This is a genomic window from Aerococcus viridans, assembly GCF_002871935.1.
Lineage (GTDB): Bacteria > Bacillota > Bacilli > Lactobacillales > Aerococcaceae > Aerococcus > Aerococcus viridans_B.
This window is the reverse complement of record NZ_PNHQ01000019.1, coordinates 16,567-31,922: the sequence shown is the minus strand read 5'-3', so window position 1 is coordinate 31,922 and position 15,356 is coordinate 16,567. Positions and strand designations below refer to the sequence as shown.

17 protein-coding genes and 1 other RNA gene are annotated in these 15,356 nt (G+C 37.3%); 15 read left to right on the top strand and 3 right to left on the bottom strand.

Going from position 1 to position 15,356, the window contains the following annotated elements:
• Positions 1-640 precede the first annotated feature (640 nt).
• From CJ191_RS07575 to CJ191_RS07520, 12 genes are all read left to right on the top strand, one after another.
• Entirely contained in the window at positions 641-865 is a 225-nt protein-coding gene (locus tag CJ191_RS07575; protein ID WP_070467831.1) for an acyl carrier protein, read from the top strand.
• A 45-nt stretch (positions 866-910) separates the two neighbouring features.
• Positions 911-1,867: a nitronate monooxygenase gene (locus tag CJ191_RS07570; RefSeq protein WP_102199430.1), complete on the top strand. Its 957-nt coding sequence runs from the start codon at positions 911-913 to the stop codon at positions 1,865-1,867.
• A gap of 81 nt (positions 1,868-1,948) precedes the next feature.
• The gene (fabD, locus tag CJ191_RS07565; RefSeq protein ID WP_102199429.1) at positions 1,949-2,881 is read left to right on the top strand and encodes an ACP S-malonyltransferase; all 933 of its coding nucleotides are present in this window, start codon (positions 1,949-1,951) and stop codon (positions 2,879-2,881) included.
• Positions 2,882-2,885: 4 nt separating this feature from the next.
• Positions 2,886-3,632, top strand: coding sequence for a 3-oxoacyl-[acyl-carrier-protein] reductase (gene fabG / locus CJ191_RS07560; RefSeq protein ID WP_070467834.1), 747 nt, complete (start codon positions 2,886-2,888; stop codon positions 3,630-3,632).
• 13 nt (positions 3,633-3,645) lie between these two features.
• Positions 3,646-4,887, top strand: coding sequence for a beta-ketoacyl-ACP synthase II (gene fabF / locus CJ191_RS07555; RefSeq protein WP_070467835.1), 1,242 nt, complete (start codon positions 3,646-3,648; stop codon positions 4,885-4,887).
• A gap of 2 nt (positions 4,888-4,889) precedes the next feature.
• On the top strand, positions 4,890-5,399 hold the full coding sequence (accB, locus tag CJ191_RS07550) for an acetyl-CoA carboxylase biotin carboxyl carrier protein (RefSeq protein WP_070467836.1): 510 nt from the start codon (positions 4,890-4,892) through the stop codon (positions 5,397-5,399).
• A gap of 22 nt (positions 5,400-5,421) precedes the next feature.
• Positions 5,422-5,895, top strand: coding sequence for a 3-hydroxyacyl-ACP dehydratase FabZ (fabZ, locus tag CJ191_RS07545; protein WP_070467837.1), 474 nt, complete (start codon positions 5,422-5,424; stop codon positions 5,893-5,895).
• A gap of 52 nt (positions 5,896-5,947) precedes the next feature.
• The gene (gene accC / locus CJ191_RS07540) at positions 5,948-7,318 is read left to right on the top strand and encodes an acetyl-CoA carboxylase biotin carboxylase subunit (protein WP_102199428.1); all 1,371 of its coding nucleotides are present in this window, start codon (positions 5,948-5,950) and stop codon (positions 7,316-7,318) included.
• 27 nt (positions 7,319-7,345) lie between these two features.
• Positions 7,346-8,239: an acetyl-CoA carboxylase, carboxyltransferase subunit beta gene (gene accD, locus CJ191_RS07535; RefSeq protein WP_070467839.1), complete on the top strand. Its 894-nt coding sequence runs from the start codon at positions 7,346-7,348 to the stop codon at positions 8,237-8,239.
• Between the two features lie 19 nt (positions 8,240-8,258).
• A complete protein-coding gene (gene accA, locus CJ191_RS07530) occupies positions 8,259-9,071 on the top strand; it encodes an acetyl-CoA carboxylase carboxyltransferase subunit alpha (protein WP_070467889.1) in 813 nt (270 codons plus the stop codon).
• Positions 9,072-9,240: 169 nt separating this feature from the next.
• A complete protein-coding gene (locus CJ191_RS07525; protein WP_070467840.1) occupies positions 9,241-10,251 on the top strand; it encodes a hypothetical protein in 1,011 nt (336 codons plus the stop codon).
• 54 nt (positions 10,252-10,305) lie between these two features.
• Positions 10,306-10,719, top strand: a complete 414-nt coding sequence (locus CJ191_RS07520; protein ID WP_070467841.1) for a ribonuclease HI family protein — start codon at positions 10,306-10,308, stop codon at positions 10,717-10,719.
• Positions 10,720-10,842: 123 nt separating this feature from the next.
• Here the strand turns inward: CJ191_RS07520 and CJ191_RS07515 are convergent, their stop codons facing one another.
• The 3 genes from CJ191_RS07515 to gpsB all read right to left on the bottom strand — a co-directional run bounded on the left by CJ191_RS07515 (position 10,843) and on the right by gpsB (position 12,916).
• Positions 10,843-11,997 (bottom strand): THUMP domain-containing class I SAM-dependent RNA methyltransferase, encoded by a 1,155-nt coding sequence (locus tag CJ191_RS07515; protein ID WP_102199427.1) that lies wholly within the window; start codon positions 11,995-11,997, stop codon positions 10,843-10,845.
• A 117-nt stretch (positions 11,998-12,114) separates the two neighbouring features.
• Positions 12,115-12,477: RNase P RNA component class B (rnpB, locus tag CJ191_RS07510), an RNA gene on the bottom strand.
• Between the two features lie 37 nt (positions 12,478-12,514).
• Entirely contained in the window at positions 12,515-12,916 is a 402-nt protein-coding gene (gpsB, locus tag CJ191_RS07505) for a cell division regulator GpsB (RefSeq protein ID WP_070467843.1), read from the bottom strand.
• Between the two features lie 212 nt (positions 12,917-13,128).
• Here gpsB and CJ191_RS07500 point away from each other — a divergent pair, with 212 nt between their 5' ends.
• From CJ191_RS07500 to CJ191_RS07490, 3 genes are read left to right on the top strand one after another with little or no spacing between them, the layout of a single operon-like run.
• A complete protein-coding gene (locus tag CJ191_RS07500) occupies positions 13,129-13,620 on the top strand; it encodes a hypothetical protein (protein ID WP_102199426.1) in 492 nt (163 codons plus the stop codon).
• On the top strand, positions 13,607-14,566 hold the full coding sequence (gene prmA / locus CJ191_RS07495) for a 50S ribosomal protein L11 methyltransferase (protein ID WP_102199425.1): 960 nt from the start codon (positions 13,607-13,609) through the stop codon (positions 14,564-14,566). Before CJ191_RS07500 ends, prmA begins: the two co-directional genes overlap by 14 nt.
• Before the next feature lies 1 nt (position 14,567).
• Complete coding sequence (locus CJ191_RS07490) at positions 14,568-15,335, top strand: 16S rRNA (uracil(1498)-N(3))-methyltransferase (protein ID WP_070467846.1); 768 nt, start codon at positions 14,568-14,570, stop codon at positions 15,333-15,335.
• The last annotated feature ends 21 nt before the right edge of the window (positions 15,336-15,356 follow it).

Genomic DNA, 15,356 nt, shown 5'->3' with positions numbered 1-15,356 from the left:
TAGTAGAGTCTGCTTACGCAAAATATTGAACCGCCGTGTACGGAACCGTACGCACGGTGGTGTGAGAGGTCGGAATCGAAAGATTCCTCCTACTCGATTATCATTTATTATGGCATTTTTTTTGCCAAAATATTGATACGGATTCAATTTAAATATTTTCTATAAAGGGATTTGAGATGATAAAGCTTGCTCAAATCCTTTTTTAAATACCATTAGTACAAATTGTTTCATACGAAATTGCTATATGGTATAACACATACAAAAGAAGATAAACCTCTCATATAGCTGCTATATTTATGTTCAATGACAGACAGCAAAATCTAAATCTGATAAAAGATATGACTTTATCTATTAATACAATTTTTGTTTATTCAAAATTCACCTTTAATCTCAACCAATGAATCAGTATGACATTAAATGCACATTTAATAGCGCTTACAATAAATTAATTTTACTGAAAAAACTATTCTAGTTTTGACAACTAGTTGACAAAGTTATATATATAATTTAATATCTCATTATTGACTTTAACATATGTCAAATAAAATTAAATCTAATCGTATTTATAAAACGATAACCTTTTTATTAGGATATGAATAGTAATTATATAAATACGCTAAAGTATGGAGGAATATAAAAAATGACTACATTTGAAAAAATTCAAGAATTAATCACTGAACAATTAGACTTAGAGGCTGATGAAGTAAAAGCGACTACAAATATCCGTGAAGATATTGATGCTGACTCTTTAGACTTATTCCAAATCATCAATGATATCGAAGATGAATTCGATATCGAAATTGAAGATGAAGAAAATATCAATACTGTTCAAGATTTAGTTGACTACGTAGAAGCAAATAAATAGTTTTTACTTAAAGATGAGTCAATTAAGAGAGGAAGTAATCCTTTAGTGAAAACAGATTTTTGGGAACGCATAGGTGTTGAATACCCAATTATTCAAGGCGCAATGGCTTGGGTTGCAGATGCGGATTTAGCATCAGCAGTTTCCAATGCTGGTGGACTTGGCGTAATTGGTACTGGACATGATTCTGTTGATGTTGTAAAAGCCAAAGTTGAAAAGATGCAAACCTTAACCGATAAACCATTTGCTGTAAATGTCATGTTATTAAATGAACATGTAGAAGAAGTAGTGGACTATATCTGTCAATCAGGTGTTAAAACCATCACAACTGGGGCTGGGTCTCCCGGGAAATATATGGATCGGTTCAACGCAGCCGGTATTTCAGTTATCCCTGTAGTCGCTTCTGTTGGTCTTGCAAAACGTATGGAACGTGAAGGCGTTCATGCAGTGATTGTTGAGGGGATGGAATCGGGTGGACATGTCGGTAGACAAACGACTATGGCTTTATTACCACAGGTGACCAAAACTTTAGATATCCCAGTCATTGCGGCGGGTGGTATTGGTGATGGTCGTGGCATGGCGGCAGCTCTAATGTTAGGTGCTGTCGGTATTCAAGTAGGTACACGTTTTGTAGTTGCAGATGAATCTAATGCGCATGATAATTTTAAAGAAAAAATTATTAAGGCGAAGGATATTGATACTGTACTGACAGGTGAATCTACTGGGCATCCAGTTCGTGTGTTACGAAACAAATTGACCAAAGAATATCTTAAAGTAGAAAAAGAAGAAGCGAGTAAAGCTAATCCAGATTGGGACAGACTTGAGGCACTTGGATCAGGTGCTTTACGTCGAGCTGTTGTTGAAGGAAATTTAGACACGGGTTCATTTATGGCCGGACAAATTGCCGGATTAGTAGATAAACGTGAAACAGTTTCAGAAATAATTCAATCATATATGACGGATTGTACAGAAACAATTGCTGCTCGAGCAAGTGAATGGCTTTAAAGCTGAGAAATAAAATTGACAATATGTGAGCAGTGGGATGGTATATGCATTTCACTGCTTTTCTATTAAGAGGAGAACGATATGACAATAGCTTTTTTATATGCTGGTCAAGGAGCACAATATACGGGTATGGGTCAAGACTTACTAAGTCATCATCCTGAGATTGCTTCTTATTTTGATCAAGCATCTGAAGTATTAGGGTACTCGATACAGGATCTATGCTTCCAAGAAGGTACGCAATTAAATCAAACTGAATATACACAACCCGCTATCTTAACCGTATCAAATGCTTTCACAGCTTTACTAAAAAAAGCAGGTATTAAAGCTGATTATCTAGCAGGATTAAGTTTAGGAGAATATACAGCGCTTGTTGAAGCTGGTGTATTATCTTTTGCAGATGCGGTAGATTTAGTGAGTCATCGTGGGCGTTTTATGCAAGAATCAGTTCCTGTAGGTATTGGAAAAATGGTTGCTGTTATGAAAGCTGAACGGACGTTAATAGAAGATATCTGTCAACAAGTTCGTGAAGAATCTGGCTTATATGTAGCGCCAGCTAACTATAATACCCCTAAGCAAATCGTTATCGGTGGTGACGCTGATGCAGTAGACACAGCAGTTAGTCAGTTGACTAATGCAGGCGTGAAAAAAATGGTCGAATTAAATGTTTCTGGACCATTCCATACAGCTCTTCTAGCGGATGCAAGCGACCAACTAGCAGATTACTTAGAAAAATTTACCTTTAATGCACAAGTATTACCAGTTATTTCAAATACAACTGCTCGGCCACATGAAGACGGTTTAGTGAAAGACTTGTTAATTCAACAGGTGATGAAACCAGTTAAATGGTCTGATTCTATTGAATATCTAGTTGAAGAAGGGGTCGACACGGTCGTAGAAATCGGACCAGGTAAAACCTTATCATCCTTTATGAGGCAAATTAATAAGGATATTAAAGTTTACCGCGTTGAAGACGAAGAAACCCTGCAAGCTACTATTGCAGGATTGAAAGGATAGCTTTATGACAGTGAATACACAAGAATTAAAAAAGACAGTCTTAATTACAGGTGGTAGCCGCGGAATTGGTGCAAGTATTGCACATAAATTCGCAGATCAAGGCTACAATATTGTGATTGTTTCACGTTCAGGATCATCTGAAGATCATTTAAAAGCTTTAGAAAGTAAAGATATCACTGTAAAAGATTTTAAGGGTGATGTAACAGATGTAGATTTTGCAAAAGAAATTATGTCTTTCATCAAAACGAACTTCCAAACCATCGATGTATTAGTCAATAATGCGGGTATCACTCGCGATACATTGCTAATGCGAATGAAAGAAGCAGATTTCGATGCAGTAATCGATATAAACTTGAAAGGTACTTTCAACTTTATCCAAGCTGCAAGTAAGCTGATGATGAAGCAACGCCAAGGGGCAATTATTAATATTGCTTCTGTTATTGGGCAAATGGGCAATGTCGGTCAAGCTAATTATGCTGCTTCTAAAGCAGGAATCTTGGGCTTAACTAAAGCTGCCGCTCGTGAATTAGGTATGCGCGGTGTTACAGTAAACGCTATTGCACCTGGTTATATTGAAACAGAAATGACCGACGAAATTCCTGAAAAAGCGAAAGCAGAAATGTTAGAAAATATTCCCTTACAAAAACTTGGACAACCATCGGACATCGCAGAAGCAGTATACTTTTTAGCTACGCAAAGCTATATTACAGGTACTACGCTTGACGTTAACGGTGGATTGTATATGAATTAGGAGGCAACAAAAAATGACAAACAGAGTAGTCGTAACAGGTCTAGGTGCAATTACACCTATCGGAAATGACGCAAAAACATTCTGGACTAATTTAAAAGCTGGTGTACATGGCTTTGGTCCCATTACAAAATTTGACGCAAAAGACCTGAATGCAAAATTAGTAGCTGAAGTAAAAGACTTCAATCCAAAAGATTTTATGGACCGTAAGGAAACAAAACGTATGGACTTATATAGTCAATACGCGGTAGCTGCAGCGATTGAAGCTGTTGCTGATGCTGCGTTAGACATTGAAGCTTCTGATGTTGATAGAATTGGTGTTTACTTAGGTACTGGTATCGGTGGTATTCAAGAAATTGAAAAAGGTGTACTGAAAATGCAAGAAAAAGGGATTAAACGTGTAAATCCTTTATTTGTGCCGGTATCAATTTCAAATATGGGTGCTGCAAATATTTCTATGCATTTTGGTTTAAAAGGACCAGCTTTAACAATGGTTACGGCTTGTGCATCTGCTAATAACGCCATCGGTGAGGCTTTTCGTTATATCAAACATGGTTACGCAGATATCATGATTGCTGGTGGTGCAGAAGGTGCTATTAACGAGATTGGCTTGGGTGGATTTGATAACTTAACAGCAACAAGTGATTCAACCGATCCAGATCGTGCGTCCATTCCATTTGATCAGAATCGTAATGGTTTTGTAATGGGTGAAGGAGCAGGTATCTTGGTACTAGAATCATTAGAATCTGCTCACGCACGCGGTGCAAAAATATATGCTGAAATCGTTGGCTACGGTGCTACTTCTGATGCATATCACTTAACAGCGCCATCTGAAGATGGATCCGGTGCTGCAAAAGCTATGCTAAATGCGTTAGAAGAAGGAAATATTTCTAAAGAGGAAGTTTCTTATATCAATGCTCATGGAACAAGTACACCAGCTAATGATTCTTCTGAAACAGTTGCGATTAAACGGGCATTTGGAGAGGAATTGGCTTATAAGATTCCGGTTTCATCTACGAAATCATCCATTGGCCACTTATTAGGTGCCGCTGGGGCGGTTGAAGCTATTGCTAGTATTATGGCGATTAAAGATTCATTTATTCCAGCAACTTTGGGTTATAAGAATCCAGATCCTTTATGTGATTTAGATATTGTACCAAATGTTGGCCGCGAGCAAGAAGTAAATGTAGTTGTCAGCAATACATTAGGTTTTGGTGGACATAATACAGTAATTGCCTTTAAAAAGGTTGGTGAATAAAGGTGAATCATGAAGAGATTAAAGACTTGATCGATCAAATTGACCAGTCGTCTATTCAAGAGTTTTCATTTCAAACACAAGCGGACGCTTTATACATTTCTAAAATTAAAGAACGTCAAACTGTAACTGAAAAAGAATCAAATACAGGAGTTGACCAAGTTTCAACAAATGTGGAGCGTGTTAGTAGCGCTGATGAAGCGAAAGAAGTAGCCGGTCCCCAGGTAGCAACCATTGCTCAAGATGAAACTGTTACTAATAGTACACCAGTTGCAAAAGCTAAAACAATTGATAGCCCACTAGTTGGTGTCGTCTATCTAGCAAAAAATCCGGATCAACCACCCTATAAAAAGGTAGGCGATCATGTTGAAGCTGGTGAGACTGTTTGTATTGTTGAAGCAATGAAAGTAATGAACGAAATCCCAGCTGACATTTCTGGAACGATTATGAATGTCTTAGTAGAAGATGGTCAGGTTGTAGAATTCGGCCAACCGTTATTTGAAGTAAGTGAGTAATTTTCTAAAGGAGTATAGAAGCATGACTAAATATGCAGAACGTAAAGAACCTGTTTTAACAGCGATGCAGGTACAAGAAATTATCCCTAACCGTTTCCCGATTTCTTTTGTAGACCGTGTGGATGAAATCATCCCTGGTGAAAAAGTTGTGGCACGTAAAAATGTAACAATTAACGAAGAGTACTTCATTGGCCACTTCCCAGGGAATCCTGTGATGCCTGGTGTTTTACAAGTTGAAACAATGGCTCAAGTAGGATCAATTCCCTTATTATCACAACCCGATTTTAAAAATAAAATTGCTTATTTGGCTGGCTTAAATAATGTAAAATTTCGTAAAAATGTTGTACCTGGAGATGTACTTGAGATCACGGTTGAAATTGTGAAATTAAAAAAACGTATGGGTATCGGTAAAGGAACAATTCGTAATGAATACGGTGAAGTGTGCTCTGAAGCTGAGATGACCTTTATCATTTCTAACGTAGATAAAGTTGACTAGATTGTGGCATTCGCCTGAAACAAGGCGAATAGCATAGAATAAGAGGTATTTGATGATTAATAAAGTATTAATAGCGAATAGAGGCGAAATTGCGGTCCGTATTATTCGTACATGTATTGAAATGGGGATCGAAACAGTAGCTGTTTATTCATCTGCTGACAAGGATGCCCTACATGTGAAATTGGCTGACGAAGCAATCTGCATCGGAGGGCCAAAATCAGTCGATTCTTATTTGAATATGCAAGCCATTCTTTCGGCAGCTGTGGTAACAAACGTTCAAGCTATCCACCCTGGTTTTGGTTTCTTGGCTGAAAATAGTAAATTTGCGAAGCTTTGTGCAGAAATGAATATTGAATTTATCGGCCCAAGTCCTGAAGTAATTGACTTAATGGGTGATAAACAAAATGCCCGAAACACCATGAATGCCGCTAAAGTGCAAACAGTACCAGGTTCAGATGGCATTTTAGAAAGTCCTGAAGTAGGGATTGAAATTGCTAAAACAGTTGGTTATCCAGTATTACTTAAGGCGACCTCTGGCGGTGGTGGTAAGGGTATGCGGATGGTCCACGAAGAGAGTCATTTTGTAGATGCTTACTATGAAGCGTCACGTGAAGCGAAAAATGCTTTTGGTGATGATCGTTTGTATATGGAAAAAGTCATCTTTCCAGCCCATCATATTGAAGTTCAAGTATTAGGTGATAAGTTTGGGAATGTCATTCATTTAGGTGAACGTGAATGTTCGATGCAACGTAACCATCAAAAAGTTATCGAAGAAACACCAAGTCCATTTATTACAGAAAAAACACGTGCTCAGGTGACGCAGGCAGCGGTTCGGGCAGCAGAACAATTGAATTATGAGTCTGCTGGGACGATTGAATTTCTAGTAGATGCGGACCAAAACTACTATTTCATGGAAATGAATACGCGTATTCAGGTTGAACACCCTATTACAGAAATGGTAACTGGGGTTGATATCGTAGCCCAACAGTTGCGTATCGCTTCTGGTTTACCTTTGGCATATGAACAAGAAGATATTACCTTTACTGGGCATGCGCTAGAATGTCGAATTAATGCTGAGATGCCAGAGAAAAACTTTATGCCATCTTCAGGTACTTTTGAATTTGCACATTTTCCAGCGGGTGGTTTAGGTATTCGAGTAGATTCTGGTGTTTATGCTGGTTATCAGCTGCCACCTTATTATGACTCGATGGTGGCTAAATTGATTACTCATGGAGATAATCGTCCGCAAGCAATTAATCGAATGCTACGAGCTGTGTCAGAGATGACAATCGACGGCGTAGCTACAAACCAGCAATTTCAATATGACCTACTATTTGATGAAGCTTTCTTAAAAGGAAATTATACGAATGATTACTTAGAAGCGAACTTCTTACCTGAATGGATAAAGCGTCATCAAGCATAGAATATCATGAAAGAAAGTAGATGAATTATGGCATTAAAACGCAGAAAAGCATATATTCCTATGCCAGAGGAAGACCATTCAAAATTATCTAAAGATCCAAATAATCAAGCTTTTGTGCCAGACGGTATGTGGCAAAAATGTCCTCAGTGTCACCAAACGATCTTAACAGATGACCTTGGAACCGAGAAGATATGTCCGTATTGTCAATATCACTTTAGAATTTCATCGAGTGAAAGACTGACTAATATTGTAGATAAGGGCACTTTCATTGAAATGTTCCAGTTGAAAGATGGTCGTAATGATGATCCGCTAGATTTTCCTGGCTATCTAGAGAAGAAGGAAAAAGCACGTGCTACAACTGGTTTAGATGATGCAGTATTAACCGGTGTTGGTAATATTTTCGGTTACCGGACTGCTATCGGTATCATGGATTCTTTCTTCATGATGGGGTCTATGGGTACAGGATTAGGTGACAAAATTAATGAATTGTTCAATTATGCAACTGAGCATCAACTACCAGTAGTCCTTTATACAGCCTCTGGTGGTGCACGAATGCAAGAAGGGACTTTGTCATTAATGCAGATGGCAAAAGTTTCCATAGCAGTTCAAAATCATAGTAAGGCGGGTTTGTTATATATCCCTGTTTTAACTGATCCTACAACGGGAGGCGTAACTGCTTCATTTGCTATGGAAGGAGATATTACAATCGCTGAACCAGGTGCCTTAATTGGTTTTGCAGGTAAGCGTGTAATTGAACAGACTATTAGACAACAACTACCGGAAGGGTTCCAAACGGCAGAGCATCAATTACAACATGGCTTTATCGATATGATTGTTGAACGCTGGCGCCAAAAAATTGTGCTTGCAGAACTATTGCAAATGCACGGCGTAGCAAAAGGAGGTGCTCGATTTGAAAGTTAGTATGAAACAATTATTAAAAATGGTCGAGCAACCAAATGCAGAAATAACACATAAAGTGCCCGCTGAAGTTGTGACAGCTTCACGTGATATTAATCGGTTAACAACATCAGAGCTAGCAAATAAGATTTGTGATATCTTTTATGAGATGCATGGTGATCGTCGTTTCGGTGATGATGGTGCTATCGTTGGTGGGGTTGGTCAAATGAACGGGCGAGCAGTTACAATCGTTGGTACTGAGAAAGGACATACTGTCCAAGAAAATATCAAACGAAATTTTGGCTCACCACATGCAGAGGGTTATCGAAAAGCAATCCGTTTATTTGAACAGGCAGAGAAATTTAACCGACCAGTTATTACCATTGTGAATACATCCGGTGCCTTTTGTGATGTTGAAGCAGAAGATCGAGGTATCGGTCAAGCAATTGCTGAATCTATGCAAACCATGGCAGGGCTATCTGTGCCTACAATTACCATTCTGATGGGAGAAGGAGGCTCTGGTGGTGCGTTAGCTTTAGCAGTTTCAAATAAGGTATGGATGATGGAAAATGCAATGTACTCAGTTCTTTCCCCAGAAGGATTTGCGACTATTTTATGGAAAGATCCTAGTCGCGTACCTGAAGCTAGTGAATATATGAAATTTACAGCACCAGACTTGTTAGGGTTTAAAGTGATTGACCAAATTATCCCAGAGCATTATGGAAAAAAAGCGTTAGATCACGATGACCAAGCGCAATTGATTAAAGAGATGTTATTGAAAGAAATTGACCAACAATCAGCTATGTCAAAATCAGACTTATTAGCTGCAAAAGAAGCTAGGTTTAATCAGTTCTAATTGGATATAGTTTGTTATTTTTAAAAGAAGGAGGGACTTGAGGTGACCCCTTCTTTTTTTATTTAACAGATAAAAATATTCATCAATTCTCTATTATGATAAGATAAGCTAGAAAGAGAAGTCTTTAATAGGCTGATTCCCAATAAAATAATAAATAAGAGGACGTATAATGAAAAGACAAAGCCATGACTTTAACCGGTCATTTAAATTAGATATTGAAGAAAGCATTCAGTGTATAAAAGCAGGAGAGATGAGTGAGTCTCTAAAGTTGCTACTGATTGCGCGAAAAAAGAGAAAAAGTGTCGTTGATTTTAGAAATTATACCATCGGTGTATTATATGAAGAAGCGTTAGAAAATGACTTGGTAGATATTTTCTCATTACTGATTGAAGTTTACGGTGAAGGTGTATTGGCTGATCCAGATTTAATTGATGTAGAAGCTGAAGTTGATTGGAAGTCTTTCTATCAATTTATTCAAAAAGTGATCCAAGGGCAAGTGAAAGTAAACTTACCACAACATGGGTATTTATCGCCAATTATGCAAATCATCATTGTGCCAGAAATGATGAATAAGTTGGCACAATTTGAACTGTCTAATGACGAAGATGCAAGCAATGTTGAAGCCTTATATGGGTTACAAAAACTCTTTGATCAATTAGTGGCTAGGGATAAACCATTAACCATTCTTGAAAAAGCGCAAGTAAACCATTTATTGGAATTAAGTGATGATGTATCTATTGAAAAACTACTTGGATTATTAAATCGTGATCGAGATTTCGTATTTCAATCTGATATCTTACTGTATATTCTCCATCATTCTCCTCAAGATCAAGAAATTCGTTTAAAGAATATCTACGATGAAACGCGGACAATTTCACTGACTGATTTATTCGAAATCGAAAATCATCCGCATTTTTTAGCGTTAGTTTCCTATGTAGAAGAAGCATATATTCACGAACCATATCGGGTGGCTTATTTGATGGAGAACATATATGATATTTATACCGTTATGTATCCGTTTGTCGATGAATTAATACAAATTGACCCGGAAGATATGGTAGAAGCTATTGGACAATTGATGGAAAGCGGTGATCCACTATCAATTGATAATCAAGTTATTCAAGATATTTACCAATATTGGTTCTATGAGTATATGCAACATTTTGCGAGCTTTGAGTAATTTTCATAAGTGAGCGCTTTGTATCAAGCGATGATTGAGTGAAGGGGTGATAAGATGTTAAAAATAGCAATAGATGGCTCAGTAGATGGTCAATTTGGCCCAGCAGGAGTTGGTATTGTTTTAGTGCACAATGGTCAACAAAACCAATTAAAATTCCCTTTAACTGTGGAAATGGATAACCATGAAGCAGAATTTCGTGCTTTATTATACTTATTAAACGAACTTGAAAATCGTGATTTACAAAATGAATGGATACTTTGTCAAACTGATTCAAAGATAGTATTTGATGCTGTAAATAAACGATTCCATAAACGTGAACCTTATAAAAGTCTATTAAAAGATATATTAGAAAAACTAGATCATTTTTCTATGTTCACACTTAAGTGGGTACCTGATCAAGCAAATAAAGGTGCAGATAACTTAGCGCGCCAAGCAATGCACGAAGCTAAAAAAATGAAAAATACGTAAAGAGAATAGCCAGCATATGTATGCACATAATACCTTATCATTGGCCTTAACTCATACAAAAAACCAGAATGAAAGCATCTTATCAACTTTCATTCTGGTTTTTAATATAGTTATATAAGGTGCCTATTCTATATCAACTTTTTTAGGGCGAGGTTTACGCGCACCCCAATATTGGAACAAGTCTGTTCGGATCGCACCATTATATAATTTACGTTTTTTAGTAGCTTTTTCCCCGTAGTACTCTTCAAAGTTCAAGTCAGAAGTTAAGATATATTTACTCCAAGTTTTCATTGGGCGATAAAGATTTCCCATTTGTTTATATAACTGGTGAACGTAATCTTCATCGTTTAATCGTTCTCCATATGGTGGGTTAGCGACAATGACACCATATTCTTTCTTAGTAGTAAAGTCTGATAGTTGCATTTGTTTAAATACAATCTGGTCTGCCACACCAGCAGCTTCAGCATTGGCTTTGGCAATTTCTATCATGCGATGGTCGATATCAGCTCCCATGATATCTAATTGAATATCGTGACGAATGACTGCCTTAGCCGCCTCACGAGCTTTTGAAAATTCACGGTTATTAAAGATATCCCATGATTCAGAAACAAACTCGCGGTTGATACCTGGCGCAATGTTTTTCCCAATTAAGGCTGCCTCAATTGTTAAGGTACCTGAACCACATGTTGGATCATAGAATGGTTTATCAGGGAACCAATTTGTTAATTTCACTATGGCTGCAGCCATATTTTCTTTCAGTGGTGCGCCACCTTTTTCTGTACGGTAACCACGTTTAAATAGTGAAGAACCTGTTGTGTCAATGGTGATCAACGCCTCATCTTTATGAATACTCACTTCGATAGGATATTTAGCACCTGTTTCTGGTAGCATACCACGTCTATGATAGTGGTCACTAAGTCTATTCACAATCGCTTTTTTCACAATTTTTTGAACATTAGGCACGGAATGTAATTTTGAATTCACAGATTTACCTGATACCGGAAATTCAGCGTCCATAGGTAAGATATCTTCCCACGGAATAGCCTTAGTGGATTCAAATAATTGATCGAACGTTATGGCTTTAAAATCGCCCATTACGATCTTAATACGGTCAGCGGTACGTAAGTTAATATTGGTACGCGCAATGTCATCAAGGGTTCCTTGAAAGCGAGCGCGCCCATTTTCAACTTGTACTTCGTAACCCATGTCACGTAATTCTCTGCCGACTAAAGCTTCAATTCCTGCAGCAGCAGTTGCGATAAGTGGATATGTTGTCATAATGTACTCCTTTTTTAGGTGGTTACTCTTCATTTCTTCTTCAAAGTTAGTTTACCACGAATTCGTCTCAATAAAAAAAGGTTGGAAAAGAATCCAACCTTTTGCCTGTTTGTAAATTTCGATAAGCCATGTTCTGTTCCCCGATATCACAGGTTTAATACCGGTTCGGTAATCATCTGTCTACTAAATCATTTAGTCTCTTATTCCGTTTATTTCCAGTCAAAGAGCGCCCCTACCAATGTTTGGGTTGCTCGCTCGAGGGGTTTACCGCGTTCCATTCAACTATTTTCATAGTTGACTCGTCTCTGTGGCACTTTCAAACTTACTTGCACATAGTCCAGTGACCTTAGTGGGTTCAGTTGCCGTCAAATGAATGCTTTAGCTTATTTTTTCGCTAAACACGAACACTACAAGCGTTTCAGCTTGTGCGAGCATGGACTTTCCTCAGGTATATGCATATACCCGCGATTACCTGAAATTTACAACTTCTAATGATAGCACGAAATTATATATTATACTAGTTATTTTCAAAAATAATCGTATGATCTTTTGCGTCTTCATCGTTATCATCACTAGTATCCGCTGTTGGACCAACTTTAGGGTTTTGGCCACCGAAAACAGCTTTTTCTAATTTAGACAAGCGACGTAAAATATCATAATTGGTCGTACCTTTTGTTTGGGGGATTGAGGTCGATTTTGAACGTTGATTTGTAGAAGCACGGCTACTATCGCTTGAACTAGCTGAGTGTTTAACACGTTCTAACTCATTTTTAAGTGAGGCAATTTCTTTTTCATATGACTCATAGTCACGAATAATTAAATCCAAGAATTCATCTACTTCTTCCGTGTTGAAACCACGAAGGGCAGGTTTAAATTCTTTCTGTAAAATATCTTTTGTCGTTAAGTTACGATCGGCCATTTAAATAACACCTCATCATTTATATTTCTAGATTCTATTATAGCACAGCTTTCACTATTTGTAATAAATGTAATATAATAATAGTTTAAAATTGTATCAAAATTTATAGTAGACTTTTATTGTTTATGTAGGCTAGCGAACACTGACTCGGTAGTTATTTTTATGTGTGTATATTATAATAAATGAAAAAGACGAAAGTAGGGAATTAGAAGATGCAAACCGTATACGCATTTCTTGAAGAAGCTTTGCAAAATAGTCATATTGACTTTCCATGGCGTCTATCCTATGTATCAGTATCCAAGCAGGTGGTTTTACAAACGTATCTACCAGTGGTAACGAGTGAAGATATTACTTTCTTAAATAAACATAATCAGCCATTGAATGAAATTGATTATTTGGAGTTGAAATTTATTTTCACAACTGATTACAAGGAGATTGAAAGTGAGCACGAGACTTTTATTATCCAACCCAAAGATGCGCAATACTTCCAAAAAGGTCATCTAGAAATACTGGCACAGGAGATTAGCCATTTATTATATGAAGCTAGGTTACAAATTAAAGAACTTATTGCTGGTGAAAGAATGACGGTGGAGATGCAATGGCCTACTAAAGAAATCGACCAAATGATCGCTACAAGGAGAACGATTGGTCGTTATGATGAGACCTTATTACATTTAGGAGATGATACGAATGACATGGTATGAATTAACAATTGAAACAGATAATAAAAGTGAAAACTTGCTAACAGAAATTCTTTGGGGATTAGATTCAGCAGGAGTATCTATTAAAGATGAGCAAGATTATATTGATTGGTCAGATGATGGTTTCGGTTCTGTTAAAAATGATCAGCCAGCACCAGGTACATACGAAAATAATCCGGTTGTGCTAGGTTATTTCTCAGCTGATGAAAATATTGAAGATATCATCAATGAGATTAAAAAGTACCAAGCGAACTACAATCAAGAATTACCTGCTGACCAACAAATTGTCATTCATGACATTCGTTACAGTCCGTTAGAGGATAATGATTGGGAAACGGCTTGGCAAGCATACTATGAACCCATTCATGTGTCTCGTTTTATGGATATTGTGCCAATTTGGGAAAAAGATGATCAACCATTGGACCCACAGAAGACCACATTATTCTTAGATCCTGGTATGGCTTTTGGTACTGGTTCTCATGAAACAACTAAACTTGCCTTACGTTTATTAGAAATTGCCATGGCTGGTGGTGAAGATGTTATTGATGTTGGCACAGGATCAGGTATATTAGCTATTGCAGCAAAAAAATTAGGAGCCAACAAGGTTGATGCATATGATTATGATGGATCAATTTTAGATATCACACGTAATAATTTTGCCTTAAATGATGTAGAAGACGCTATTAAATTAGCACAAAATAATATCCTAAATGACATCAATACTCAAGTAGACATCATTACAGCAAATATCTTATTTGAGATTCTTGAACCGCTTATTCCGCAGGCTTATAACAACTTGAAATTGGATGGGCAATTAATCTTGTCAGGTATTTTTGAAGATAAGAAAGAGGATATGCTAAGTTTATTAGCGGATAATAATTTTACAGTAGATATTATCATGCATATGGGTGAGTGGTACGGTATTTTAGCTCACAAAGGGAAAGAATAATATGCAAAGATATTTTATTGATAACAAAACTGCACAAGTAGATGAACGAATTGAGATGGACAAAGAAGCGACACACCATATGTTAAATGTCATGCGGATGCAGATAGGTGACCAAGTGATCCTTGTCACTCAAACTGAACAGGTATTTATCGGTGAACTTATTGGCAATGAAGAAAAAAAAGCGATTCTTCGTCTAGTTGACTACCGAGTAGAAAATAAAGAAATTCCGATTGATACCACACTCTTTGTTGGACTGCCAAAAGGGGACAAACTTGAATTCATTGTACAAAAAGCAACCGAATTAGGCGCTCGACAAATCGTACCCGTTTCAATGCGCTATTCTGTGACTAAATGGGATCAAAAAAAAGCTGGCAAAAAAATAGCTCGTTTGCAGAAGATTGCAAAAGAAGCAGCCGAACAATCTCACCGAACCTTTGTACCCATAATTGAAGATCTTCATAGTGTGAGTATGGTAAAAAACAGACTTTCTGACTTTAATCAGGTTTGCATTGCCTATGAAGAAATCGCAAAAGAAGGTGAGAAAAGCAATTTAGCTCAGACCTATGCCACACTTAAACCTACAGACAAGATTGCCTTTATCACAGGCCCTGAAGGAGGCATTCATCCAGACGAAATTGCTAGCCTGACCGAAGACTTAAATCATGTACATTTATGTGGTTTGGGACCAAGAATTTTACGAACAGAAACGGCCCCCTTATATTTATTATCAACCTTATCTTTTGCAACTGAGTTGTTAGGATGGAATTAAAGGCTTGATAGGTTTTCTAAG